Below are 25376 nucleotides of genomic sequence, written 5' to 3'. Positions count from 1 at the left end.
ACCGCTTTCTTTACTGAACTAATTCTTTTGTTTCTTCAAGTTTGACTGACACCAGCTTAGAGACGCCGGAACCCTGCATCGTCACTCCGTAAAGCACATCAGCCTCCTCCATCGTGCCTTTTCGGTGGGTAATGACGATAAATTGCGTTTCATGACTGTAATTCTTTAAGTATTGGGCAAATCGAAATACATTGGCTTCATCCAAGGCAGCCTCAACTTCGTCCAAAATGCAAAACGGAACGGGACGAACCTTTAAAATTGAAAATAATAGCGCAATGGCAGTCAGCGCCCGTTCACCGCCGGACAAAAGGCTGAGATTTTGAAGCTTTTTCCCTGGAGGCTGGGCGACGATATCTACACCCGAACGAAGCAGATCATCCGGATTTGTTAATTTCAGCTCCGCTCTCCCGCCGCCAAATAAAGCTTTAAAGACGGTCTCAAAATGCGAGCGAATGTCACTAAAGGTTTGACTGAACCGTTTGGACATTTCTTCATCCATTTCTTCTATCACTTTAAATAACGTTTCTTTCGCTTCTAACAAATCATCCTTTTGCTCTTTTAAAAACATGTAACGTTCGTTCACCCGCTCAAATTCTTCAATACTGCCAAGATTGACGGTCCCAAGCTCGTCAATCGCCATTTTTATTAATTTCACTTGCTTTCTTGCTTCTTCAGGCGGCGTTTCCAATGTATAGTTTTCTTTTGCAGCTTCGTAGGAAAGTCCGTACTCCTCCCTTAAAAAAGAAAGCAAATTGTCGAGTTCCACTTCCATTTTTGCTAATTTTACTTCTTGGTCTTTCAGGATGGAGGTCATTTGTTTATACAGCCTTTTTTCTTCTTTTAGCTCCGCCTCTTTTGTATCAAGACCGCTTTGAAGCTTGATGCGCTGCTCCCGCCTTGTGGAAATAAGCGCAAGAGTATTGTTTTTATCCTTTGATTTTTGGCTGGCTGCTTCCTGGAGCTTTTCTTCACCGCTTGAGCTCGAGTACATTTCATCTGTTAAAAATTTCAGATCCTCTGATGCTTGTTTATACCCTTGTTCGTTTTCTTCACGGTCCGAGTAAAATTGTTTAAGTGCCGTTTCTTCACTCGTAAGCGCCTGTTCAGCTTTAGCGATCTGGATTTTAAGCTCGGTAACTTCCGATGATATCGAATCCTTGTTTGAAGTTTGCGCCTGTTTTTGCTGATTCAATTGTTCCAGCTGCTCATCAAGCTGTTCCATTTTTTCTGTTAAGTCGGTTAAATTCCTTTGCAGCTCTTCCTTGCGCCTGTTTTTTTCAGTTTCTTCTTCCAGAAGCGTCGATTTTTCCTGATCATATAGCTCCAAATGGCGATTTATATTTTTTTCTTCGATTTGAATTTCATATAGCTCGCCTTTAAGCTCCTGCTGCTTTTCTCTTACATGCTCGCCGTTTTTGCGAAGCTCGTCAAGGCGTTTTTCTTCCTCGCCAACCGTATTTTTTAATACCTTAAGATCCTTTTCTAAAAGCTCCGTTTTTTCTTCCATATCCAAAAGGCGTGCCGATAAGGTCTCTAGCTCCCTGTTTCTTGAGAGCAAGGAAGTGTTTTTCTTTTTCATGGCACCGCCTGTCATGGAGCCTCCTGGATTGACGACGTCACCTTGCAGCGTAACAATTCTGTATCTTTGTCCAAGTCGTTTGGCGAGCTCGTTTGCTCCCTTTAGATCTTCTGCAATGAGAACTGCTCCAAGCAAATTCTGGACAACTGGCCTGTAGAGACCTTCAAATTCAATTAAATCTACGGCCACGCCAATGAATGAGCTGTTTTCTTTTGCGATTTGAATATCACGTTCTGCTATATGTCTGGCTTTCATGACATTCAACGGAAGAAACGTCGCCCTTCCAAATGAATTTTGTTTTAAATACTGAATCGCCTGGCGGGCAGAATTTTCGTTCTCTGTCACTATGTGCTGACCTGCTGCACCAAGAGCAATTTCAATCGCTGTTTCATAAGCCTCTTTTGTATTGATCAGTTCCAGGATGGCACCATGCACGCCAGAAAGCTTGCTCTTTGCCTTCAATATTTCTTTAACCCCTTGATAAAATCCTGAAAAATCCTCTTGCATGGCTTCAAGCATTTCTTTTTTTGATTTGGCCTGCTGAACGTATTGGTAGGCTTGATACAACCCCGATTCTTTTTTAGCATAAGCTTGCTTATCGTTTTCATATTTTCGCTCTGCTTCACGATAAGCCAAGACCTGCCGATTTATTTGTTCCTCAATTTGACCAAGCTGAGCCTCGCATTTCATTCGCCGATCTTTGATTTCATCACGTTCCTTAATATACTGCAAGTTGTTATCGGTAAGACGTTTTTTCTTCGCCTCATTCTGGGTCGTTTGATCTTCAATAAATTGCAGCTCGTTTCGAATGGATGCCTGGTCATTAAGCAATTCAAAATAATCGCTTTTTACCTGTTCGATTTTTCCCTCAATATTTTCGCTGTACAAGGAGAGAGAATGCTGCTTTTCTTTCAGAAGGAGCCTGATCTCTTCCGCTTTTGCCTGCAGCTCTTCAACTGCTTTGCTTTGGAGGCAGATACGGTCATCCAATTCTTTTGTTTTATCGGAATATTTAGCGATCATTTCTTCAAGCTGTTCTTGATTTTGAGTCGCATTCTTTTTTCGTTCTTTTAAAACTTCTTTTCTTCCTTCTAGCTTTTCCAGTTCTTCACTAGTCACTAATAGAATCTGCTGCAATTCGTCAACTGATTCATCCAAAGCCTGGATTTTGTCCCTCGTTTCCGAGATGTCTGCTTCCTTTGCTTGTATCGAGGCGGATGAAGCGATTTCTTTACCTTTTGCCTCTTCAACACTGCGAGACAAAGCAGTCCAGTCCTCGTTAAGTTTTTCAATATCATAGGCCGTTAGCGAAATTTCCACGTTTTCGAGCTCTGCTTTTTTATCCAAATAATCTTTGGCGATAGAGGCTTGTACCTTCAGAGGCTCGACCTGTCCTTCCAGTTCGTGTATGATGTCTTCCACGCGATTTAAGTTATCCTGGGTCTCTAAAAGCTTTGCTTCTGCTTTTTTCTTTCTTGATTTATATTTTAATACGCCGGCAGCTTCTTCAAAAATGCTTCGCCGTTCTTCTGCCTTACTGCTAAGTATTTCTTCAACCTTACCCTGGCTGATAATCGAAAAGGCTTCCTTCCCTAGTCCCGAATCCATAAATAAGTCTATAATGTCTTTTAAACGGCACGCTTGCTTGTTGATCAAAAATTCGCTTTCACCCGATCGGAAAACCCGTCTCGTTACACTGACCTCATGGTAGTCAATCGGCAAAAAGCGATCTTCATTCTCAAGCGTTAATGTAACTTCCGCAAGGTTCATCCTTTTCCTGGAATCGCTCCCGGCAAAAATCACGTCCTCCATTTTACCGCCTCGAAGCGATTTGGCAGACTGCTCACCGAGCACCCAGCGGATCGCGTCAGTAATATTGCTCTTTCCGCTTCCGTTTGGGCCGACAACAGCTGTCACGCCCTTGACAAAGTCAACAGATATTTTTTCTGCAAATGATTTAAACCCAATGATGTCTAATCGTTTGAGGAACATGTTGATCCTCCTTATGTATTTAGCGTATTACAATTTTACCATATTCCAATGAAAATTAAGAGAAAACAAATTGAAATCCCCCTTATCCTGTTGGAGGGGGATTTATTGTTTTGTATGATGTTTTTGGAGCTTCTCTAAAGCTTCCTGGGCAGCGTGCTGTTCCGCTTCTTTTTTTGAACGCCCTCTTCCTACGCCAAGGATTTCTCCACGGAGTGAAACATTTGCTTCAAACTCCCGATTGTGGGCAGGACCTTTTTCCAGCATGATTTTATATTCCAATGCTCCTTTGCCATCTCTTTGAACAAATTCTTGAAGCTGGCTTTTAAAATCCATCACATGGGAAAAAGCACCGTCATTGATTTTAGGGATCACATATTTTTCAAGAAAAACTTCCACTGAAGGTAGTCCTTGATCAAGATATAATGCCCCGATAAAAGCTTCGAACACGTCTGCCAAAAGTGCAGGACGCTTTCTTCCACCTGTCATTTCTTCCCCTTTTCCCAAAAGTACAAGCTCGCCAAACGCAAGCTCATGAGCCAAGGAAACAAGGGATGGCTCGCACACGATTCCGGCACGAAGCTTTGTTAAATCTCCTTCACTCATCGCTGGATATTTAGTAAACAAAAATTTTGATATCGTCAGCTCTAGAACGGCATCTCCTAGAAATTCCAATCTTTCATTATCCTCGAAAGGTTTTTTCCGATGCTCATTCACATATGATGAATGGGTAAATGCTTGGTACAACAGTTTTTCATTCTGAAAATGAACGGAAATTCGCTCTTGAAACTGTTTAAATTGTTCTGTTTTTCTATTCATTACTTTTTTGCCTTTGTAAGGAAAATTTTTTGACATAGTTACCTCCATTCCGGCCCGTATATGATGCCTTTAATAAACGAACTGTAGAAATTTAACATGTAAAAAGGGATAAAGCCCCGCAGAAGGGCGGGACTTTTTCGGTAGAAACTATTGCTGGTTATTTATGTAGTTCACAGCATCGCCGACTGTTGCAATTTTTTCAGCATCTTCGTCAGAAATTTCCATATCGAACTCATCTTCAAGTTCCATAACAAGCTCAACCACATCCAGGGAATCAGCACCTAAATCCTCTTTAAAGGAAGCCTCAAGTGTGACATCTGCCTCGTCAACGCCAAGACGATCCACAATGATTTTTGTGACACGTTCTAATGCGTCTGCCATAACTATTCACCTCCCCTCAAGTATTATAGTAGATCGGTTAGTAAAAAACCAGAGCAATCAAACGTTTTTTATAGAAAGACCAATTTTCATGCAAAACCTCTTATACAGTATGCATCAACCGATCGAAGCGTTACACTCCGATGGGTAAATTACATGACCATTCCGCCGTCAATGTTGATCGTTTGTCCGGTAATATACGCTGATTTTTCTGAAGCTAAAAACGTGACCACTCCGCTAATGTCATCCGGCTCCCCAAATCGGGCAAGCGGGATAACCTTCAGCATCTCCTCTTGAACCTCGTCGGACAATTTATCTGTCATGTCAGTGGATATAAATCCAGGAGCGACAGCATTTACAGTTATATTCCGGGAAGCAAGCTCTTTTGCTGACGATTTCGTTAATCCGATAACCCCGGCTTTTGCTGCGACGTAGTTTGCCTGTCCTGGATTCCCGCTTACTCCGACAATGCTGGATACATTAATGATTCGTCCGCTTCGTTGCTTCATCATTTGCCGTGTAACAGCTTTTGTACAGTTAAAGACTCCCTTTAAATTGATGTTTATGACATCATCCCATTCATTTTCCTTCATTCTCATCAATAAATTGTCCTTAGTGATCCCTGCGTTATTCACCAAAATATCAATCGAACCAAATTTTCCAACGGTTTCTTTCACCATCTTTTGAACCTCTTCTTGGCTGGATACATCCGCTTTAAAAGCAAAAGCTTCTTGTCCGAGCGATTGAATTTGATTCACAACCTCGTTTGCTTTCTCTTCATTTCCTGCATAATTGACAACCACATTTGCTCCCTGCTCGGCAAGGCTTAAAGCGATTGCTTTGCCGATTCCTCTGGAAGCTCCGGTTACGAGAGCTACTTTGTTCTCAAGCATCTACGCTTCCTCCTTTAATGTTTTCACCGCAAGCTCTATCGACTCAGGGTCTGATACGGCAATTGTTTTCGCCCGGCGGTTAATTTTCTTCACAAGCCCTGAAAGCACCTTTCCAGGTCCGATTTCAATAAACGTATCAACATCGTGATCCAGCAGTCTTTGGATACTTTCTTCAAAGCGAACCGGAGAATAGAGCTGTTCAATTAATTTCTTTTTAATCTCTTCGCTTTCTTGCATCACGTCACTGGTAACATTAGATACAACTGGAATGTTTGCGTTGTTAATTGCGCAGTTGTCAAGCACCTCTCGCAATTTATCAGCAGCAGGCTTCATTAAATCGGAGTGAAACGGTCCGCTTACATCTAGTGGAATTACCCGTTTTGCCCCTTTTACTTTTGCAAGCTCTGACGCAAGCTCTACGCCTTTTGCGGTTCCGGAGATAACAATCTGGCCCGGGCAGTTAATATTGGCTAGCTGAACTAAATTCCCTTCAGTCGTGATTTGTTCGGCCACTTCTTTTAACAAAGCTGTATCCATTCCTAAGACTGCAGCCATTGCCCCTTCACCTGCAGGCACCGCTTCGTTCATAAATTCTCCGCGCTTCTTTACTGTATAGACTGCTTCTTCAAATGAAATAGCGCCGGTAGCCACTAAAGCTGTATATTCACCTAAGCTGTGGCCTGCCGTAAAATCCGCTTTAATTCCAAATGTTTCAAGTTTTTTAAGAATAGCAATGCTTGTCGTAAGCAGTGCAGGCTGCGCATTGTATGTAAGTGTTAATTCTTTGCTGTCTCCGTTAAAGATAAGGTCACTCAACTCGAAATTAAGCGTCTGATCCGCTATTTCAAAAATGCTTCGTGCGGATTCATCGCTTTCATATAAAGCTTTCCCCATGCCAATTTGCTGGGATCCTTGTCCGGGAAACAAAAAAGCGATTTTTCCCATACTATTCCCTCCAATTAATTATCTTTCTTGCTAATGCCTTCAGTAATAAAGGATGTTACGTTTTGGCTGACCATTTCTCTCGCCTGCCGGATCGCATGGTATACCGCATCTGAATTAGAAGACCCGTGAGCCTTGATGACCGGCGCTTTTAAACCAAAGAGTCCCGCTCCCCCATATTCAGAGTAATCCATTTTTTTTCTCATCTCTAATAGCTTTGGTTTTAGAACAGCGGCTGCCAGCTTTGCACTAACGCTTGATGTAAGAGAAGATTTTAGCATTTGAAACAATGAAAGAGCAGTGCCTTCCACTGTTTTCAAGGCGACATTCCCTGTAAATCCGTCAGTCACAATGACGTCAGCCACGCCTCCAAGCATATCTCTAGATTCAACGTTGCCTATGAAATGAAGATCGGACTCTTTTAAAAGCGTAAAGGCACCCTTCGTTAATTCGTTCCCTTTTTTATCCTCAGTTCCGACATTCAGAAGGCCGACCCGCGGCTTTTTGATCGTCATTACCCGTTCTGCATACACGGATCCCATCATTGCATATTGCAGGAGATGCTCAGGCTTCGCGTCTACGTTTGCCCCAACATCCAAAAGCAAAAATCCTTCTGCATTTATCGTTGGCAAAGTAGGAGCAAGAGCCGGGCGGTCGATTCCGTCAATTCGGCCAACGATAAACAAACCAGCTGTCATAAGCGCTCCCGTATTTCCTGCGGAGATGCATGCATCTGCCCGCTTCTCGGCTACTTCCTTCGCCATGAGGACCATAGAAGAATTCTTCTTTCTTCTCACCGCGCGCACCGGCTCATCCGTGGCTTCTATCACTTCATCTGCATGAAGAATCGTCAATCGTTCTGTGGAAGTTAATTTGCTTTCAATCGTTTGTTTATCGCCCACAAGTGTAATTTCAAGATCCTTAAATGCTTGAATCCCTTTCGTCACACCTTCGATGACTGCATCAGGAGCATTGTCTCCTCCCATTGCGTCTACTGCAATTCTCATTCGAATTTCCACCTTTTACGTTTGTTTTGAGCGATACATTTCAAAGGTGCCTGAAAATACAAGTTCTTCTGAAACGTAGCTGTTTACTGCGACTGCAGTCCACCCTTTTGGTTTATCCAAATTCATAACTTTTGCTTTCGCTACGACCCGTTCTCCCTGCTTAACCTGCCTGGAAAATCGGATGCTCGCTTTTGCAGTAAGGGCAAGCTCATCATCTATGACAGCAACTGCCAGCGAATTTGCTTGGGCAAATAAATGATGCCCCCTTGCGATTTGGTTGCGGCTGAACACGTGCTCATCTTTTATCTCTAAAATTGATATCGCCTGCTCATCCAGATTTAAATCAACAATTTCACCGATCACTTCATCGATCGGCAGGGATTTCACCTCGTCCTGGAGCGTTTGTTCAGCAACTGATTTAATTCGTTCTCTAAGCTCAGGAATGGAAAGCTCCAATCGGTCTAATCTTATCGTCTGTATGCTGACTTCAAATTTCTCTGCAAGCTCTTCATCTGTTATGAATGGTGTCGACCGTATGGTTTGCTGAAGCAGTTCCTGGCGTTCTTTTTTATTTTTTCTCATCGTTTTTCACACCATCCGCGGAGAAATTAGTTCATATGATAATCAGTGTGGTTAACTAAGTGTGAAACCTAAGACGTCCGTTGTAATGAATTCAATCCAATACGTCATCACCTGTCACTGATTAAATTCTTCGTATTATGACTAGGTCCTAACAGTAGTATATAATCTCATAGATTAGAATGCAATGGAATCCCGGCAGATTCCTAATCGACCGCATGCTCTGCTTAAACTATGGAAAAAAGCATCATGTGCGGTCGGGAACACCATTTGTTCGCTATTGGACAAAATGCCTCTCACGAAGGAATCCTCTTTTATATAGTATGAAAATCAACTGAGCTTTTCACCTTTTAGCGCCCCGCTGTTCTCTAAATAAATCCTAAGTGCTGAATATTCTTGCTCCGTCCAAAAAGTGTTCGAGGATATGAGTTCGGCTGCATCTCGCCTTGCCGTTTCAAGGGCGCGGTAGTCATGAACCATATCGGCAACTTTGAAATCAGGAAGCCCGCTTTGTTTTCTGCCAAAAAAATCCCCCGGTCCGCGCAGCTCCAAATCTTTTTCGGACAGCTTAAAGCCATCTGTCGTTTCGGTCATTATTCTCATCCGTTCTTTGCCTGTTTCAGATTTGGGATCAGCCATTAAAATACAGAAGGACTGATTATCTCCCCTTCCTACCCGCCCTCTTAGCTGGTGCAGCTGGGATAATCCGAAGCGGTCGGCATCATAAATGACCATAATGGAGGCGTTTGGCACATTGACCCCTACCTCTATGACCGTCGTAGATACTAAGATGTGGCATTCATTTCCGCTGAAGCTTCTCATGATCTGTTCTTTTTCATCTGCAGGCAGCTTTCCATGCATAAGCCCTACCTTCCATCGGCCGTTAAGCGCATGAGTGAGCATACTATGAACGTCAAGTGCGTTCTGGACATCCAGTTTTTCAGACTCTTCGATTAAAGGGCAAACGACATAAGCTTGCCTCCCTTTGCGAAGCTCTTTTTCAACAAAAGCAATGATTCTTTCCAACATATCGTGCTTTACCCAGTATGTTTCAATTTTTTTTCGTCCGGCTGGAAGCTCATCAATGACAGAAACATCCATTTCACCGTAGACAGTAATCGCCAGCGTCCTCGGAATAGGTGTCGCCGTCATAAACAGTACGTCCGGATCCTTGCCTTTGCTTTTTAGTTTTTTTCTTTGCTCGACGCCAAATCGGTGCTGTTCATCCGTGATGACGAGGCCGAGCTGCTTGAATTCCACTTCTTCTTGAATGACAGCGTGCGTACCGACGAGAATTTGAATCTCACCGCTTTTTAAACGTTCAAGCAGCTCTTTTCTCGCTTTGCCCTTTACAGAACTAGTCAACAGGCCGATCTGAATTTGATGTTGTTCAAACATGGCATGCAAGGAATCGGCATGCTGCTCAGCAAGGATTTCAGTCGGAACCATCATTGCACCCTGATACCCCGAAACACATGCACCGTATAATGCAATGGCAGCCACAGCTGTTTTGCCAGAGCCGACGTCTCCCTGCAACAGTCGATTCATCGTATGCGGTGATGCCATATCACCAATAATTTCGTTTAACGATTTCGATTGGGCTTCTGTAAGGGAATAAGGCAGTCTATTAATAAACGGATCTAGATCAGTTTTCCTAAGCTGATGCTGGATTCCTATTGAGCGTTCTCTTTGAATTTTTCGGAAAGCTTGCATTTTTAATTGGAAGAGAAGAAATTCTTCATAAATAAAACGGCGGCGCGCATGTTTCAAAGACTCTCGATCTTTCGGCGCGTGTATAATAGTAAGCGCATCCTTATAATCAGGCAGCTTGTATGTCGTCCTCAATCGGTTCGGCAATGGATCCTGTACATCATTAGCATATTGGTTCAATGCTTCCTGAATGTATCGTCTCATCATTTTCACGGTAACTCTTTCTTTTACCGAATAGATGGGCTCTATTGTGCCATCCGAATCGTATGTACCGATTTTCAGCTCGTTCATCGTGACAGCTTGCCTGTTTTTATCCCACTTCCCTGAAACCGATACTAATGCGTTAAGCTCCAGTTTTTTCTTCAAATAAGGCCGATTAAAACAGATCACCGTTATTAGGAAGTTTTCCGTCAGCAGCCTGAAGGTAAGGCGCGACCGTTTTTTTCCGTAATAGGTAAGAGAAGGCTCGCTGTGAACCTTCCCTTCAACTGTAACGTTTTCATCATGCTTTACTTCTTCAAGATTCCGAGCCTCATAATCTTCATAACGATAAGGAAAATAGTTCAAAAGATCGGAAACGGTATAGATTCCAAGCTCATTTAATACTTTTGCGGTTTCTTCCCCAATTCCTTTAATTACGGAGATAGGATCCTGCAGATTCTTTTTCACGGTTTCCATACTTCCCTTGCGAATAACTTTTTTTCCAGCCCTCTTCCGGTAAGAGTGGACGTATAACCATTTCGGCATGCCATTCGTAAAGCAGCCGGTACCTTCCGGACGAATTTATACATCGCATTGGCGGCCCCATCCCTAGGAATCCTGCTAATAAATCCGATGAAAGTAATGGCTGGCTGGGTTATATCAAAAACGTTTCTGTATTCCATCACTTGTCTTCCCCTCTCGTCAAGTGAGTGTGATCGCATAATTATATTCATAATATCAGACTAATCGGTCTCTGAAATAATGGCAAGCCGCGTGCCGCCAAAACTTCAATATCGGAGAAAATATAAATAGAAGAGCAAACCGCTCTTCTATTGTTTCAAAATTATTCGACCGCAATAATGTAGGAGTATAGCGGCTGATTTCCATGATGAATTTCAACTTCCATCTCCTCAAACCTGCTGTTTGCAAATGAAGCCAAATCTTCTGTTTCATTCTCCGCGACATCCTGCCCTACAATGATGGTGACAATTTCGTCGTCACCGTCAATCATTTTTTCCAATAGGCTCTTGGCCGCTTCTAAATGATTTTCTGCTGTCGCCACAATCTTCCCGTCCATAATACCCATGTAGTCATCTTTTTTAATTTGATGGCCATCTATCTGAGTATCTCTTACCGAATAGGTGACTTGACCGGCTTTCACATGATTGATAGCCTCGTTCATTCTATTTTCATTGTCAGCCGGTCCGGTGTCGGGATTGAATGCAAGCAAGGCAGACATTCCTTGAGGCACATTTTTTGTCGGAATAACGAAAACTTTCTCCTCCAGCACGCTGGCAGCCTGATTAGCAGCCATTACTATATTCGAATTATTCGGCAGAATATATACTGTTTTTGCGTTTGCCTGCTTAACAGCTTCGAGAATATCCTCAGTACTCGGGTTCATCGTTTGCCCGCCTTCAATGACAGAAGAAGCTCCCAAGCTTTTAAAGAGTTCGGTTATCCCATCTCCCATGGCAACTGTTACGATGCCATATTCGTTTTTTTCCTTCCTCGAAGTCCGTTCTGTTTGTTTGTTTAAGAGGCTTGTGTGTTGTTCTCTCATGTTTTCTATTTTAATATTGACCAAACTCCCGTATGTTTGCCCATAATTGAGTGCTTCCCCCGGGTGCTCTGCATGAATGTGAACCTTTGCCAGGCTTTCATCTGCAATGACAAGCAATGAATCACCAAATTGGCTTAAGTCTTCACGAAATTTTTCTTCGTTGAATGGCTCTTTTTCATCTTCCAATTTCACCATGAACTCAGTACAATAGCCAAACTCAATATCTTCAGTGTTCATATGGCTTTGCGCGCTTTTATGGTGCTCAGCCTTAACAAGATCTCCTAAGGAAGGAAGAGATGCGTCACTCTTTAAAAGCTTTTCTCCCTTTAAAGAAGCCAAAAATCCTTGGTAGACATACACCAGGCCTTGACCGCCGCTGTCCACAACCCCGACTTCCTTTAAGACCGGAAGCAGATCGGGGGTGCGTTTTAAAGAGCTTGAAGCTTCTGCCGCTACCGTCTCCATGATTTTAATAATATCCTTCTCGTTTTCCGCTTCTGAAATCGCTTTCTTGGCTGCATCTTTCGCTACAGTTAGTATTGTTCCTTCGACAGGCTTCATCACTGCTTTATAGGCTGTGTCGACTCCTGCTTGAAACGCTCTGGCAAATTGGACCGAATCAATCGTTTGCTCTTGTTCTATTGATTTACCAAACCCTCTAAATAGCTGAGAAAGAATGACTCCAGAATTTCCGCGCGCACCCATCAGCAATCCTTTGGACAGGTTTTTGGCTACTTGGCCGATATGATCGGAATCTGTCATTTCTACTTCTTTTGCACCTGAAGTCATTGATAAATTCATATTTGTGCCCGTATCGCCATCCGGCACTGGGAATACATTCAATGCATCCACAACATCGGCGTTTTGTGAAAGATTGTGCGCGCCGGATAAAATCATGTCCGCAAATGCTTTCCCATCAAGTCTTTCAATTGCCACTGAAAATTCCTCCTAACTACGGGTTCGTCACTCGTACTCCCTGTACATATATATTAACAGAGTCTGCCGCTAACCCTACTGTATGGTCTAACGTGTATTTAACTTTATTCTGTACATTATGTGCTACCTCAGATATTTTTGTCCCATAGCTGACAATGATGTACATATCGATATGTAGCCGGTCATTTTCTTGCCTTACGAGGACTCCTTTGCTAAAGTTTTCTTTACGAAGAATCTCTGTGAGTCCATCTTTAATTTGATTTTTAGAAGCCATTCCCACGATTCCGTAACAATCAATCGCGGCTCCTCCGGCAACCATTCCAATTACCTCATTCGAAATATCAATTTGTCCGTATTTTGTCTGTAATTCAATGGACACGTTGGTCCCTCCTTTTTAAGTTGGGCTGAGATACAACTATTCTACTATACGAACCATTGATTTAAAAGAAATGAACAGGAAAAGAAACAAATCGAAAGTCGTTTATACTTATACTACAAGAAAATTTTCATTTCAAGTTGTCAAGGAAAATTTCTTTAAAGCAAGTGTTGCAAGGCTTGCAAACGGTATAGCCCTGTGGTAAATTATTAACGTATCTAAAACCATCTATTCAACACAAGTTTTCGTTTAGATGTTTTTCGCAGTTAGGAGGGAAACAAATGGCACGCAAATGTGTGATTACAGGTAAAAAAACTCACGCTGGAAATTCTAGATCTCACGCAATGAATGCATCAAAACGTACGTGGGGAGCGAACCTTCAAAAAGTTCGTATTTTGGTTAACGGAAAGCCAAAAAAAGTGTATGTATCTGCTAGAGCTTTGAAATCCGGAAAAATTGAACGGGTATAACCGTTTATGATTTTTAAATGAGCAACAAAGAACGCCTTCTCATTCGAGAGGCGTTTTTCCTTGTCTTCAATATCTCATAGCTTTATTCTTTTCTAAAAGTGCCAAGCATCGCCCGAACGATTCCACCGATAAACTTAGGCAGCTTAATGGTATAAAATTTCATTTCCATTCCCTCCTCAGATGTAACGGCATCCCCTTGTATGCAAGCCTACAAATAAAATATTAGTCAGAACTCCTTACCATTATTAATATGCCATTAGTAAAGGAAAAAGTACCTATTGAAAAATTCAGCTCGTTACTAATACATAGTGTGGAACCAGGCTCAATATGCATGTTATCCAAAGAATATTTAAAGCCTTCAAGGGTTAATCCCCGTACTTTTTCGGAAAAAGGGAGAAATGAAATATATTTTTTTGCCGAGTCTTTTTCTACAGTGTAGCTGCCCGGGGAAAACATTTGGATCCGATTTTGTTTATCGATGAGCACCATCTGAGTTTTGGTATTTATACTTTTACATAATAGCTGAATATTTACTAACGCATGATCCATCCGCCCGCCGGTAATTCCAAACAACAGCAGCTCCTTTGGCGATTGGCTTAAAGCCCAGTCGACAGCAATTTCAAGATCAGTTTGGTCTTTCTCTCTTTGGTAAATATGAATATGACTTGCTTTTCTTTCGATGATATCCTTTTCAACAAGTGTAATACTGTCAAAATCGCCAAAGGCTTCTTGCGGCATGATCCCGCTATTTACTAAATAAACTGTTCCTTTGTCTACACCCGCCCATTGAGTGCCTTTTTCATCGTATTCTCTTAAATCCGGGAGCAGATTTTCTGGACCACCGGCAACAATGCAAACTCTCTGCACAACGATTTCCGCCTTTTAGTTTACATAATTTTATTATTTATAACTAAGCATTCAACGATTTCTTAATTGTCTCAATCGCTTTTTTACGATCATTTTGATTAAAAACTGCTGAACCGGCTACTAAAAGGTTCGCTCCAGCATCTACGCATGACTTGGCAGTTTCAACGTTTACTCCACCATCTACTTCAATTAACAAATCCTTTTTTCCTATTTTCTCAGCAAGGTGAGCGACCTCGGAAATTTTTGATAATACATCCGGAATAAACGACTGTCCTCCGAAACCGGGATTTACTGTCATTAATAGCACCAAATCAACCTCGGCAATCACGTGTTGGATGCTTTGGACTGGCGTGTGCGGGTTAATTACAACGCCCGGCTTTACCCCATTGTCTTTAATAAGCTGGATTGTTCTGTGAAGGTGAGGGCAAGCCTCTACATGAACGGACAAAATATCAGCACCCGCTTTCGAAAATGCTGGGATGTACTGATCTGGATTCTCGATCATCAAATGAACATCTAACGGAAGCTGTGTGACAGGTCGGATTGCCTCAACAATTAATGGGCCGATTGTAATGTTTGGAACAAAATGCCCGTCCATTACATCGACATGAATATAATCCGCCCCTCCTTTTTCTACATCAATAATTTCATCAGCCAATTTTGCAAAATTCGCGGATAGGATGGAAGGTGCTATTTTTGTCATTTTTTAATACCTCGGCTTTCTATCTTTTATTTCTGAGAAAAACTCCACATAATGATTGTATCGATAAGAAGGAATTTCATGCGCTTCGACAGATTCTTTTACAGCACAACCCGGCTCTTTTATATGCATGCATCCTCTGAACTTGCAGCCGGCTCCAATGTCATGAATGTCTAAAAATGCAGATTCAAGTTCTTCTAGCGTCAGATCTGTAAATTCCAATGAGCTAAACCCAGGAGTGTCAGCGACAAGTCCGCCGCCAATGCTTAATAACTCCACGTGCCGCGTCGTATGCTTTCCCCTTCCAAGATGAGAAGATATGTCATCTGTTTTCAATTGCAGCTTCGGGCTAATCGCATTTAACAGCGAAGACTTGCCAACACCCGACTGTCCTGCAAAAACAGTAATTTTATTGTCGAAATCCCTTCTAACATCAAGTATACCTGTATCGTCTTTGGTCGAAGTTAAATAAACGGAATAGCCAATATTTCGATACTCCTCAGCGATGTTATTCAGTTGTTGTTTCAATGGTTCTTCGGCTAAATCCATCTTTGTTATGCAGACAATTGGGATAATGCCGTTTGACTCAACCAGCACTAAAAAACGGTCCAAGAGTGCCGTACTAAATGTTGGTTTCGCAGCTGAACATACAAGCACCGCCTGATCGACGTTGCTGATTGGCGGACGGATTAGTTCGTTATCACGTTTTTTAATTTCAAGCAAATAACCCTCTTTATCGTTATCCGCTTGATAGACAACATGATCCCCCACCAAAGGGGTTATTTTGTTTTTTCTGAAATTACCTCTTCCCCTGCATTGAACGATCTGAGGGTTGCTGCTTTCTGATTTGTCATCCAGTACATAATAAAAACCGCTTAGCGCTTTAATAATTTTGCCCTCCGGCATACCCTTCCTCCTTGTTTTTTCCAGGTTGGTTCGTCTAACAATCTACGGTTTGAAATTCATTTTTTACTCAGGATATTCGATTGTTTTCGAACTGACGAGTCGATTGTTAATTGTCACTTGATAATACCCTTTTTGGTCAGGTGCGATTTTAAATTCGATAGATCTTTTGGCCGGCTCCGTAATTGTGAACGTTTCATATGGATCGGATATGCTATGCTCGGCATCGTCAATCGATATCTGTACACTCAATTCCTCACCGGGTGTAGCCGGCTCATAAGGTATGTCTACTTCCTCAGTGACTGTTTTGATCGGTTTTTCCTCTGGTCCAAGGGAAAATGTCAATTCAATTTCGTCTCCCGGCTTCACAGATTCCCCTGCGGCCGGCTTTTGCTCAATGACCTGTCCTTCTGCAATATCCTCTGAATGGGCTTCCTTCTCAGCCATTTTTAAACCGTTATCATCTAAATATGCAGCTGCCGCCTGTTTGGAATAGGTTTGCAAATCCCGCAATTCAATCTCTTCAGGTCCCTTGCTGACTGTTAAGACAATTTCGTCATCTTCAGGAACGACATTGCTGTCAGCAGACGGAGCCTGGTCGATGATCGTACCGACTTCACTATCATCATTGACTTCTTCTGTCCGGATACGCTGAAACCCTTTGCGTGTCAAAGTTTCTTTTGCACGATCTATATTTTCCCCGATTAGGTTGTCTAATTGTACAGTTTCTTTCCCTGTGCTTTCATAAAGCTGGATCTGGCTGCCTTCCTTGACAACGGTGCCTGTTTGCGGGTTCGTCCGTACGATCTTGCCGGCTTCAATCGTTTCATCTTTAATTTTAAACGAATCTCCCGCGACTACGAGTCCTTTATCCTTAAGGATATTATTTGCTTCATCTACTTCTAGTCCGGAAACATCCGGCACCTCCACATCCGGAGGGAAAAATATAGAAGGATATACGAAGACAGCGAGTACACCTGATGCAATCAGCATGAGAAAAATTGTCAGCAAAACAATCGGCCATTTTTTCTTCTTTTTCTTAGGTTTCTTCTGATCCTCTTTCTGATTGGCTCCTTCGCCTTCCGTTGAATGCTGCGCTTGATTTTTTTGTCCATGGACTAGAGTTTCTTCTGAATGAACGTGCGAATCTTTAATAACAGGAATTGCTTTTGTCATTTCATCATCTGCCGGGATCGTAAACCGATTTTCGTTTAACCGCTCCGGGTCAAATGCCGACCGTAAGTCCTGTTCCATTTCTTCTGCAGAATTATATCGGTGAAAAGGATCCTTCGCCATCGCTTTTAATATGATGTTTTCCAGACTTTGCGGGACTAAAGGGTTCCACCTTTTTGCTGATGGCGTATCGGATTGCAAATGTTTTAACGCTATGCTGACGGCTGATTCACCTTCAAACGGCATCCTTCCTGTCACAAGCTCAAATAAAACAATTCCGAGCGCATAGATATCCGATTTTTTTGTAGCTAGTCCGCCTCTTGCCTGTTCCGGCGACAAATAATGGACAGATCCGAGAACCGCATTGGTATGGGTGATAGTACTCGAGCTGAGAGCCATTGCAATTCCAAAATCGGTTACTTTTACTTCACCGAAATGATTAATTAATATGTTATGGGGTTTGATGTCTCTGTGTACGATATGGTTTTGATGCGCATGCTCCATTGCAGAAACAATCTGTTCCATAATCTGGGCTGCTTCTTGCGGATGAAGCGGTCCATTTACTTTTATGTATTCCTTTAAGGTCATGCCTTCAACATATTCCATAACAATGTAGTAAATGTCGCCCTCTTCACCTACATCATAAATGCTTACGATATTCGGATGGTCGAGACTTGTTGCAGATTGGGCTTCCCTTCGAAACCGACGGATAAAATCATTATCATTCACAAAATCAAACCGGAGAACTTTTATCGCTACCTCACGATCAAGTATCATGTCCTCGGCCAAATAAACATTCGCCATTCCGCCCCCGCCAATAACGCGAAGAACTTGGTAACGTCCGCTGATTCGCTTTCCGATTAACACGATGCTTCACCTTCTTGGGAAGGAAGTTCCAGTATGGCCACCGTAATATTATCTTCTCCTCCATTTTGATTTGCGATATCTATTAACACCGAAGCTTTTTCTTCAAGGGAAATCTCATTTTTAAGAATTTCAGCTATCTCGTTTTCATCGACTTTATCTGTTAATCCGTCCGAGCATAATAAAAGCAGCTCATTATTTTCAAATTCAATCGTACGAACATCAATTTCAACAGATTGATCGGTGCCAAGCGCTTTCGTAATGACATTTTTTCTCGGATGGTTCTCAGCATCTTCTTTAGACAGACTGCCAGTACGCACGAGCTCATTCACGAGAGAATGGTCCTCGGTAACCTGGCGCAAGCTTCCTTCGCGCAAAAGATAGCATCTGCTGTCGCCGATATGAGCAATTGTAACGAAGCTTCCGGTAAACAGCGCACAAACTATCGTTGTACCCATCCCTTGACATTCAGGATGGATGGCTGCGTAATCGTAAATGACTTGATTGACTGTCTTGATTTTTTCAGAAAGCCAAGCCTCTGCATCAGCCGGGGTTTTTGGTCTCAGTTCTTCTTGTACCCAAAAATCTTTTAAAGTGGACACAGCCATCCTGCTTGCAACTTCACCGGCGAGATGTCCTCCCATGCCATCCGAAACCACAGCTAACAAATTGTCTTTTTGGCCATTGAAAATACCGCCATCATCTTCGTTATGGGGACGGACTCTCCCTTTATCCGTTAGAAAAACTGTATTCAATATGATTTTCACCTCATTTCTTCTTGGCGTATCTCACTCACTTGTACAAGTGCAGCCACTCGGCCGCAGCCTTGCTTTCTCGTCCACTGTCCCATTTGTTACACCTTCCTTTTCATGCTGCAAATAAAAAATCCGTCCGTACCAAAATAGTGGGGGAGAAGCTGAATACGTCCATCATTGCAATAGTTTTCAACTTTTTTGGGAAGCCTGTCCTTCAGCGCACAATCCACTTCAAATTCCGGATGTTCCTTTAAGAAAGCATGAATTACTTGTTCGTTCTCCGTTGGGTCCATTGTACACGTACTGTAAACAAGTGTACCACCTTTTTTTAATGTTCCCGAAACGCTATTTAGTATAGAAGCTTGAATCTCGGCAAGACGTTCATTGTCATCTGGCGTTTTGCTGTATTTCACGTCCGGTTTTCTCCGGATAACACCAAACCCGGAACACGGAGCATCAACCAAAATTTTATCAAAGCTCTCCTTTGCCAGTGACATTGCAGCCTCCCTTGCATCCATTTGGCGAGTTTCCACGATATCTAGAGCAAGCCTTTCGGCAGCTTGGTTGATCAATTTCATCTTATGTTTATGGAGGTCCAAAGAGAGAATGTGTCCGGTGTTATTCATCATTTCAGCCATATGGGTTGATTTCCCACCTGGAGCAGCACAGGCATCCAGCACGGTTTCTCCCGCCTCTACACCAAGAGCTCTTGCAACTAACATCGAGCTTTCATCTTGAATCGTCACATAACCTTCTTTAAAAAATCTGCTGTTAGCAATCGTTCCTTTTTCCAGCTTAATCGCATTGGGCGACAAGTCTCCTTCAGCAACCTGATACCCTTCCTCATGTAATTCTTGCATAAGAGTCTCTTTATCTGTTTTCAGCTGATTCACACGAAGCGTCTGTTTTGGCGGCACTAAATGAATATGGCAAATTTTTTCCGTCTGCTCATATCCATACGAATTCACCCACTTTTGAACGAGCCATTCAGGGTGGCTCGTTTTTATCGCAAGTCGTTTCACCTGATCCTTTATATCATCAAAAGAGGGAACTCCTTCTCGTTGAATGGAACGAAGCACACCGTTTACGAAGGATGCCGTCCCTTTATGGCCTCTGTTCTTTGCAATTTCAACCGCTTCATAGAATACGGCCCGATCAGGAATTTTTTCTAAATACACCATTTGGTATAAAGAAAGTCTCAATAAATTACGAACCCATTGATCCACTTTTTTTGGTTTCTTTACAAATGGAGCGAGCATAAAATCAAGTGCGAGTTGATTTTGCAACGTTCCGTAAACCAATTCTGTCAGCAGGGCGCGGTCCGTGTTTATCATCTCCTTCTGTTTAATTACGGATTGAAGGAGAAGGTTGCTGTACGCCTGATTCTGTTCAAGCTTTAGTAATGCATCTAACGCAACATCTCTTACATTCATTTTTTTCATTTTGCTTTCATCCCTAGTTTCATTCCAATATGTAAATCAGCGCCTCGCAAAAATTCTTCTCCCGTCATCCTTCTTTTTCCAGACGGTTGAAGTTCGGTAATTTTTAACGCGATATCGTTTCCGGTAGAGACGACAAACCCGTCAAAATCTACTCCGATTATTGTTCCGGGTTCTCTCTTATTTTCATTTTTTAGCTTTTCAGCCCTCCATACCTTCAACACATTGCCATTAAAGATTGTATATGCGACAGGCCATGGATTCAGGCCTCTGATTTGGTTATATAAGTCATCTCCATTTTTTGACCAATCAATAACCTCTTGCTCTCTTTTAATATTCGGAGCATAGGTCGCTTTCGTATCGTCTTGCTGTTCAGGCTTGATTTTTCCTTCGATTAAATCCGGGATCGTTTTAGATAAAAGTTGCGAACCTGATACGCTCAGCTTATCATGGAGTGTTCCGACCGTATCTTGTTCTTCGATGACAACCTCTGCTTTAGTGAGAATATCGCCGGCATCTAATTTTTCTGCCATGTACATAATTGTGATCCCGGTCTTTTTCTTGCCCTCCAGAATCGCATAATGAATGGGAGCACCTCCGCGAAGCTCCGGCAAAAGAGAAGCGTGAACATTAATACAGCCGAGTCGCGGGGCATCAAGAAGCTGTTTAGGAAGAATTTGTCCGAATGCTGCAGTAACGATTAAATCAGGCTGTAAATCAATAATTTTTTTCAGCTCATTTTCATCTCTAACTCTTTCAGGCTGCAAAACCGGAATATCGTGCAGGAGAGCCTCTTCTTTAACAGGAGGCGGTGTCAACTCTTTTTTCCTTCCTTTTGGTCGATCGGGCTGGGTCACTACAGCCACAACCTCATAGCCGTCATGAAGAAGCGTTTTTAAAATCGGCACCGAAAAACCCGGTGTGCCCATGAAAACGATTCGTATCATTTTATCATCCTTCCATTTCTTCTAATTCGTGTGCTTCGTAGTATCGATTCACTTTGGAAGTAAATAATACGCCTTCCAAATGGTCAATTTCATGCTGTATCGCTCTGGACAAAAATCCGCTCGCTTCAATTTCAAACGGTTTTCCATGCCGGTTCAATGCCTGTACCTTTACATAATCAGGTCTTGTCACTTCACCGTACAGCCCAGGAAAGCTGAGGCAGCCTTCAGGACCCGTTTGCTCTCCTTTTGCTTCTATGATTACTGGATTCACCAGCTCGATTTTTCCTGATTCTTCGCCAATGTCGACTACCGCAATTTTTTTGGATAATCCGATTTGCGGTGCTGCGAGACCTACCCCGTCATTTTCGACCATTGTCTCATACATATCAGATAGAAGCTTTTTTAATTTATTGTCAAACACAGTCACCTGCTCTGCTGCTTGACTAAGCACAGCCGCAGGGTGAAAAACTATCGCTTTTATTGCCAAATGAATACCTCCGAACTCATTTTCTTACATCATCATATATGGATTCATGTCTATTGTAATGAACAAATCGTCATTTTCGGTGTTCGAATGCCCCAAAACTTGCTCTAGCAATGGGATCAGCTTCGTTTCATGCTTGTATTTTATCATGCATTGATACCGATATCTATCTTTGATCCGGGCAATTGGCGAGGCAGAAGGGCCAAGAATAACAGTGTCCTTGTCAGTATTCCCTTTTAAAAATCCTGCGATTTTCTCCGCCGCTAATGCAGCTTTCATGACTTCTTTATGTGAGATATTAACCATTGCCAAATAATAATAGGGCGGATAGGATTGATGCCTCCTATTTTGCATTTCCTGCATAAAAAAAGTATGGTAGTCATGATCTTTCGTTAATTGAATGCTGTAATGCGATGGCTCATAGGATTGAATGATGACTTGACCCATCTTTTCGTGCCTGCCAGCCCTTCCGCTTACTTGCGTTAAAAGCTGAAAGGTTTTTTCTGCTGACCTAAAGTCCGGAATATGAAGCATCGTATCGGCGCTTAGCACTCCGACAAGGGTAACATTTTTGAAATCCAGCCCTTTAGCGATCATCTGCGTTCCCAATAAAATATCCGCTCCGCCGTTTCCGAAGGACGTGAGGAGCTTTTCATGGGCACCTTTTCTTGAGGTCGTATCAACATCCATACGGATTACTCGGGCTTCTGGCAACACTTTCGTCAATTCCTCTTCTACCCTTTGAGTGCCTGTCCCAAAATAGCGAATATGCTCGCTTGCACATTCCGGGCATTGATTCGGTATACCTTCTTCGTGCCCGCAATAATGACATTTTAAGCTGCTGCTATGCCGATGATAAGTTAGAGATATTTCACAATGAGGGCATTTGACGACATGGCCGCAATCTCTGCACATAATAAAGGCGGAATAGCCGCGTTTGTTCAAGAACAATACTGCTTGTTCTTTCTTTGCCAAAGTCTGCTGGAGTTTTTCCATAAGATTCACAGAAAACATCGAACGGTTTCCTTTTCTCATTTCTTCTCTCATGTCTACCACTGTTATTTCGGGCATAGTTTGGCGGTTCACTCGATTCGGAAGCGACAAAAGCTTGTAGACACCTTTTTTTGCTCTGGCAAACGATTCCAGGGACGGTGTTGCGCTCCCAAGAACGATAGGGCATTTATGATAGTCGCCCCTTTGAATTGCCACATGTCTTGCATGATACCTCGGAGTTTCCTCTTGTTTGTATGAAGCTTCATGCTCCTCATCAATGATGACCATGCCAAGATTTTCAAACGGGGCAAAAACAGCCGACCTCGCTCCCACGACTAGCCGTACTTCTTTCCTTTGAATTTTCCGCCACTCATCGTATTTCTCTCCAGCAGACAGCCCGCTGTGCATGACAGCAACAAGGCTTCCAAATCTGCTTTTGAACCGCTCAACCATTTGCGGTGTCAGCGATATTTCAGGGACGAGCACGATTGCTTCTTTTCCTTTATTCAAGACCTGTTCTATGATCTGCAAATAAACCTCCGTTTTGCCGCTGCCAGTCACACCATGAAGTAAAAAAACATCGTGCGCCTGCATTTCAACCGATTTTTTTATCGCTTGGTAGGCGGACTCCTGATCAGATGTTAAAGGAAGTGAAAACTCTTTTTTATAAGCTTTGTCTTCAAAAGGATCTCTGTAAACCTCCTGCTTTGTCTCTTTTAAAAATCCTTTATCAATTAATGTTCGTAATACAGCAGAGGAGCTTCCCGTCATTTTATTAAGCTCGGCCGCAGGTATCGCGGTTTGATCCTCTGCTTCAATAAAAAACGTCAAAACTTCTTTTTGCCTTTTTGCATTGGCAGAAAGGTTCTGCAGAGCATCTTTAAGCTTCTCTTTAGGCATCATAGGTTCAATGAAGCTTATTTTTTTCTCTGATGTCTTTTGGGCAACTTTATACACAATCTCCAAGTTACCGTGTTGGACCTGCTTTTGAATTTCCTTAAGCAGCTTACTATCTGTAATATCTTTTACGTTTACTGATTGTTGATCGGCAAATAACGTTTTGATTGATTCAGGAAGGGAATCACTTGATCGTACACGAAGTTCTTTATCGTATTTAGCTTTAAGTGCCGATGGTAGCATGGCTTGAAGGGTGCGGATTTGCAATGAGAGGGTCCGCTTGCTGAGCCATTCGGAAAGGCTCAGCAATTCGTTTGTAAGTGCTGGTGTTAAATCAAGCAACCCTTCAATATCTTTTATCAAGTTCGCCTGCAAGTCTGTCTCATTTTTAAGACCAATGACAAATCCTTGAATTTTCCTGGGCCCGAACGGAACAACGACCCTCATCCCCCTTTTGATAATCCCGATCCATCTTTCCGGTATTCGATAATCAAAAGGTTTGTCGATATTTTTTGATGTCACATCAACAATCACTTCTGCATAGCTCATTGCGTATCCCCGGATTCAGTTAATAGATGAATGATTTTATCTATAATTTCTTTTGCTACTTGCTGCTTCGTTAGCATAGGATATGTTTTTTTGCCGCCATCTTTGCCGTATAAGGTTACAATATTCGTATCTGATCCGAATCCGGCGCCTGCTTGGCTGATATCGTTGGCAACAATCAGATCAAGATTTTTCGATTCTAATTTTTTACTTGCATATTCTTCTATATCTTTTGTCTCGGCTGCAAAACCAACAAGAATTTGCCCCGTCTTTTGCTTTCCGAGTTCTTTTAAAATGTCCACGGTCCGTTCAAACTCGATTGAAAGAGTGTTATCCGTTTTTTTCATTTTATGATCATAAGGATACTTTGGCCTATAGTCAGCGACTGCCGCTGTTTTAATCACAACATCCGCATGGGGAAAATGGGCCATAACAGCTTGATGCATTTCTTCAGCCGTTTCAATGTTTATGACCTCACAGCCGGAAGGAGGAGAAATCTTGGTCGGCCCTGTTACCAGGGTTACATGTGCACCACGGCTTACTGCTTCTTCTGCAATGGCATAGCCCATCTTTCCAGTGGAATGATTGGTAAAAAACCTGACTGGATCAATCGCCTCCCTCGTTGGCCCTGCCGTAACGAGTACTTGTTTCCCTTTTAGCGGGCCATTTGCTTGCGAAAAGTAAGATGAGATTAATCCTGCTATTTTTTCTGGCTCCTCCAGACGGCCTTTACCTACATAACCGCAAGCGAGATAGCCTTCTCCAGGCTCAATAAAACGACACCCATCTTGATAGAGCGTCATTATATTCCGTTTAACCGCCGGATGGTCATACATATGGACATTCATTGCAGGAGCAATCCAAACAGGAGCCGTAGTTGCAAGCAGCGTAGTTGTCAGCATGTCATCAGCAATTCCTCCCGCAAGCTTTCCGATCACATTGGCTGTAGCGGGTGCTACGATAACTAAATCAGCCCAATCTGCCGCATCAATGTGTGAAATGACCTCCGGATTCTTCTCTTTAAATGTATCTGTATATACTTCGTTTCTCGATAACGCCTGAAATGTAAGCGGCGAAACGAATTTGGTTGCCGATTCAGTCATGATCACCCTTACCGATGCCCCTTGCTGAACAAGCTTGCTCGTCAAAGCAGCCGCTTTATATACTGCGATTCCCCCGCTTACTCCTAATAGAATATTGCGATTTTTAAGCATCATTTTTTCCCTCCCGCGCTCGTTTGAAAAAAATAACAACCTATTAAATAGGTTGTTATTTCACATTTATCTCACATTAACATGCAGTAAGATCCCCGCCTCAATGTTCTCAAGATTCGATGGAAAGGGGGATTAACTGCCCGTAACAGCT

General features: G+C 42.5%; 23 protein-coding genes. 1 reads left to right on the top strand and 22 read right to left on the bottom strand.

Going from position 1 to position 25376, the window contains the following annotated elements; all coding sequences use genetic code 11:
* Positions 1-10 precede the first annotated feature (10 nt).
* The 11 genes from smc to JOC74_RS02265 all read right to left on the bottom strand — a co-directional run bounded on the left by smc (position 11) and on the right by JOC74_RS02265 (position 12976).
* Positions 11-3571 (bottom strand): chromosome segregation protein SMC, encoded by a 3561-nt coding sequence (gene smc, locus JOC74_RS02315; protein WP_211086034.1) that lies wholly within the window; start codon positions 3569-3571, stop codon positions 11-13.
* A gap of 102 nt (positions 3572-3673) precedes the next feature.
* Complete coding sequence (gene rnc / locus JOC74_RS02310; protein WP_053602780.1) at positions 3674-4423, bottom strand: ribonuclease III; 750 nt, start codon at positions 4421-4423, stop codon at positions 3674-3676.
* Between the two features lie 111 nt (positions 4424-4534).
* Positions 4535-4768 (bottom strand): acyl carrier protein, encoded by a 234-nt coding sequence (gene acpP, locus JOC74_RS02305; protein WP_053602779.1) that lies wholly within the window; start codon positions 4766-4768, stop codon positions 4535-4537.
* Positions 4769-4917: 149 nt separating this feature from the next.
* Complete coding sequence (gene fabG, locus JOC74_RS02300; protein WP_053602778.1) at positions 4918-5658, bottom strand: 3-oxoacyl-[acyl-carrier-protein] reductase; 741 nt, start codon at positions 5656-5658, stop codon at positions 4918-4920.
* Positions 5659-6603: an ACP S-malonyltransferase gene (gene fabD, locus JOC74_RS02295; RefSeq protein WP_211086033.1), complete on the bottom strand. Its 945-nt coding sequence runs from the start codon at positions 6601-6603 to the stop codon at positions 5659-5661.
* A gap of 14 nt (positions 6604-6617) precedes the next feature.
* A complete protein-coding gene (plsX, locus tag JOC74_RS02290) occupies positions 6618-7607 on the bottom strand; it encodes a phosphate acyltransferase PlsX (RefSeq protein ID WP_053602776.1) in 990 nt (329 codons plus the stop codon).
* A 15-nt stretch (positions 7608-7622) separates the two neighbouring features.
* Positions 7623-8189: a transcription factor FapR gene (gene fapR / locus JOC74_RS02285; protein WP_053602775.1), complete on the bottom strand. Its 567-nt coding sequence runs from the start codon at positions 8187-8189 to the stop codon at positions 7623-7625.
* A gap of 327 nt (positions 8190-8516) precedes the next feature.
* Complete coding sequence (gene recG / locus JOC74_RS02280; protein ID WP_211086032.1) at positions 8517-10565, bottom strand: ATP-dependent DNA helicase RecG; 2049 nt, start codon at positions 10563-10565, stop codon at positions 8517-8519.
* Positions 10562-10780, bottom strand: coding sequence for a hypothetical protein (locus JOC74_RS02275; protein ID WP_053602774.1), 219 nt, complete (start codon positions 10778-10780; stop codon positions 10562-10564). The genes recG and JOC74_RS02275 overlap by 4 nt, the downstream gene beginning before the upstream one ends.
* 161 nt (positions 10781-10941) lie before the next feature.
* Positions 10942-12597 carry a fatty acid kinase ATP-binding subunit FakA gene (locus JOC74_RS02270; protein WP_053602773.1) on the bottom strand — a complete coding sequence of 552 codons (1656 nt, stop codon included), beginning with the start codon at positions 12595-12597 and terminating at the stop codon, positions 10942-10944.
* 16 nt (positions 12598-12613) lie between these two features.
* Complete coding sequence (locus JOC74_RS02265; RefSeq protein WP_053602772.1) at positions 12614-12976, bottom strand: Asp23/Gls24 family envelope stress response protein; 363 nt, start codon at positions 12974-12976, stop codon at positions 12614-12616.
* Between the two features lie 278 nt (positions 12977-13254).
* Here JOC74_RS02265 and rpmB point away from each other — a divergent pair, with 278 nt between their 5' ends.
* A complete protein-coding gene (gene rpmB / locus JOC74_RS02260; RefSeq protein WP_053602771.1) occupies positions 13255-13443 on the top strand; it encodes a 50S ribosomal protein L28 in 189 nt (62 codons plus the stop codon).
* An 82-nt stretch (positions 13444-13525) separates the two neighbouring features.
* Here the strand turns inward: rpmB and spoVM are convergent, their stop codons facing one another.
* The 11 genes from spoVM to coaBC all read right to left on the bottom strand — a co-directional run bounded on the left by spoVM (position 13526) and on the right by coaBC (position 25225).
* Positions 13526-13606: a stage V sporulation protein SpoVM gene (gene spoVM / locus JOC74_RS02255; RefSeq protein ID WP_053602770.1), complete on the bottom strand. Its 81-nt coding sequence runs from the start codon at positions 13604-13606 to the stop codon at positions 13526-13528.
* A gap of 59 nt (positions 13607-13665) precedes the next feature.
* The gene (locus tag JOC74_RS02250) at positions 13666-14310 is read right to left on the bottom strand and encodes a thiamine diphosphokinase (RefSeq protein ID WP_053602769.1); all 645 of its coding nucleotides are present in this window, start codon (positions 14308-14310) and stop codon (positions 13666-13668) included.
* Positions 14311-14353: 43 nt separating this feature from the next.
* Positions 14354-15013 (bottom strand): ribulose-phosphate 3-epimerase, encoded by a 660-nt coding sequence (gene rpe, locus JOC74_RS02245; RefSeq protein WP_053602768.1) that lies wholly within the window; start codon positions 15011-15013, stop codon positions 14354-14356.
* A gap of 3 nt (positions 15014-15016) precedes the next feature.
* Positions 15017-15916 (bottom strand): ribosome small subunit-dependent GTPase A, encoded by a 900-nt coding sequence (gene rsgA, locus JOC74_RS02240; protein WP_053602767.1) that lies wholly within the window; start codon positions 15914-15916, stop codon positions 15017-15019.
* A 63-nt stretch (positions 15917-15979) separates the two neighbouring features.
* Positions 15980-17953: a Stk1 family PASTA domain-containing Ser/Thr kinase gene (gene pknB / locus JOC74_RS02235; RefSeq protein WP_053602766.1), complete on the bottom strand. Its 1974-nt coding sequence runs from the start codon at positions 17951-17953 to the stop codon at positions 15980-15982.
* The gene (locus JOC74_RS02230) at positions 17947-18705 is read right to left on the bottom strand and encodes a Stp1/IreP family PP2C-type Ser/Thr phosphatase (RefSeq protein ID WP_245212780.1); all 759 of its coding nucleotides are present in this window, start codon (positions 18703-18705) and stop codon (positions 17947-17949) included. Before JOC74_RS02230 ends, pknB begins: the two co-directional genes overlap by 7 nt.
* A gap of 98 nt (positions 18706-18803) precedes the next feature.
* On the bottom strand, positions 18804-20147 hold the full coding sequence (gene rsmB / locus JOC74_RS02225; protein WP_053602765.1) for a 16S rRNA (cytosine(967)-C(5))-methyltransferase RsmB: 1344 nt from the start codon (positions 20145-20147) through the stop codon (positions 18804-18806).
* Positions 20144-21091, bottom strand: a complete 948-nt coding sequence (fmt, locus tag JOC74_RS02220) for a methionyl-tRNA formyltransferase (RefSeq protein ID WP_053602764.1) — start codon at positions 21089-21091, stop codon at positions 20144-20146. The genes rsmB and fmt overlap by 4 nt, the downstream gene beginning before the upstream one ends.
* A 4-nt stretch (positions 21092-21095) precedes the next feature.
* Positions 21096-21578: a peptide deformylase gene (gene def, locus JOC74_RS02215; RefSeq protein WP_053602763.1), complete on the bottom strand. Its 483-nt coding sequence runs from the start codon at positions 21576-21578 to the stop codon at positions 21096-21098.
* A gap of 24 nt (positions 21579-21602) precedes the next feature.
* Positions 21603-24014, bottom strand: a complete 2412-nt coding sequence (priA, locus tag JOC74_RS02210; protein ID WP_053602762.1) for a primosomal protein N' — start codon at positions 24012-24014, stop codon at positions 21603-21605.
* Entirely contained in the window at positions 24011-25225 is a 1215-nt protein-coding gene (gene coaBC, locus JOC74_RS02205) for a bifunctional phosphopantothenoylcysteine decarboxylase/phosphopantothenate--cysteine ligase CoaBC (RefSeq protein ID WP_053605988.1), read from the bottom strand. The genes priA and coaBC overlap by 4 nt, the downstream gene beginning before the upstream one ends.
* Between the last annotated feature and the right edge of the window lie 151 nt (positions 25226-25376).

Source organism: Bacillus capparidis (genome assembly GCF_017832095.1).
Lineage (GTDB): Bacteria > Bacillota > Bacilli > Bacillales > Bacillaceae > Bacillus > Bacillus gobiensis.
Note: the sequence above shows the minus strand (reverse complement) of the source record. Positions and strands in the feature narration are given on the sequence as shown.

Bases quoted from the DNA above. Each gene is read 5' to 3' on its own strand.
- coaBC (WP_053605988.1), bottom strand. From the start codon at position 25,225: ATGCTTAAAAATCGCAATATTCTATTAGGAGTAAGCGGGGGAATCGCA.
- rpe (WP_053602768.1), bottom strand. From the start codon at position 15,013: ATGACAAAAATAGCACCTTCCATCCTATCCGCGAATTTTGCAAAATTG.
- fapR (WP_053602775.1), bottom strand. From the start codon at position 8,189: ATGAGAAAAAATAAAAAAGAACGCCAGGAACTGCTTCAGCAAACCATA.
- rsmB (WP_053602765.1), bottom strand. From the start codon at position 20,147: ATGAAAAAAATGAATGTAAGAGATGTTGCGTTAGATGCATTACTAAAG.
- spoVM (WP_053602770.1), bottom strand. From the start codon at position 13,606: ATGAAATTTTATACCATTAAGCTGCCTAAGTTTATCGGTGGAATCGTT.
- acpP (WP_053602779.1), bottom strand. From the start codon at position 4,768: ATGGCAGACGCATTAGAACGTGTCACAAAAATCATTGTGGATCGTCTT.
- smc (WP_211086034.1), bottom strand. From the start codon at position 3,571: ATGTTCCTCAAACGATTAGACATCATTGGGTTTAAATCATTTGCAGAA.
- fabD (WP_211086033.1), bottom strand. From the start codon at position 6,603: ATGGGAAAAATCGCTTTTTTGTTTCCCGGACAAGGATCCCAGCAAATT.
- rnc (WP_053602780.1), bottom strand. From the start codon at position 4,423: ATGTCAAAAAATTTTCCTTACAAAGGCAAAAAAGTAATGAATAGAAAA.
- plsX (WP_053602776.1), bottom strand. From the start codon at position 7,607: ATGAGAATTGCAGTAGACGCAATGGGAGGAGACAATGCTCCTGATGCA.
- fmt (WP_053602764.1), bottom strand. From the start codon at position 21,091: ATGATACGAATCGTTTTCATGGGCACACCGGGTTTTTCGGTGCCGATT.
- rsgA (WP_053602767.1), bottom strand. From the start codon at position 15,916: ATGCCGGAGGGCAAAATTATTAAAGCGCTAAGCGGTTTTTATTATGTA.
- rpmB (WP_053602771.1), top strand. From the start codon at position 13,255: ATGGCACGCAAATGTGTGATTACAGGTAAAAAAACTCACGCTGGAAAT.
- JOC74_RS02275 (WP_053602774.1), bottom strand. From the start codon at position 10,780: ATGGAATACAGAAACGTTTTTGATATAACCCAGCCAGCCATTACTTTC.
- priA (WP_053602762.1), bottom strand. From the start codon at position 24,014: ATGAGCTATGCAGAAGTGATTGTTGATGTGACATCAAAAAATATCGAC.
- fabG (WP_053602778.1), bottom strand. From the start codon at position 5,658: ATGCTTGAGAACAAAGTAGCTCTCGTAACCGGAGCTTCCAGAGGAATC.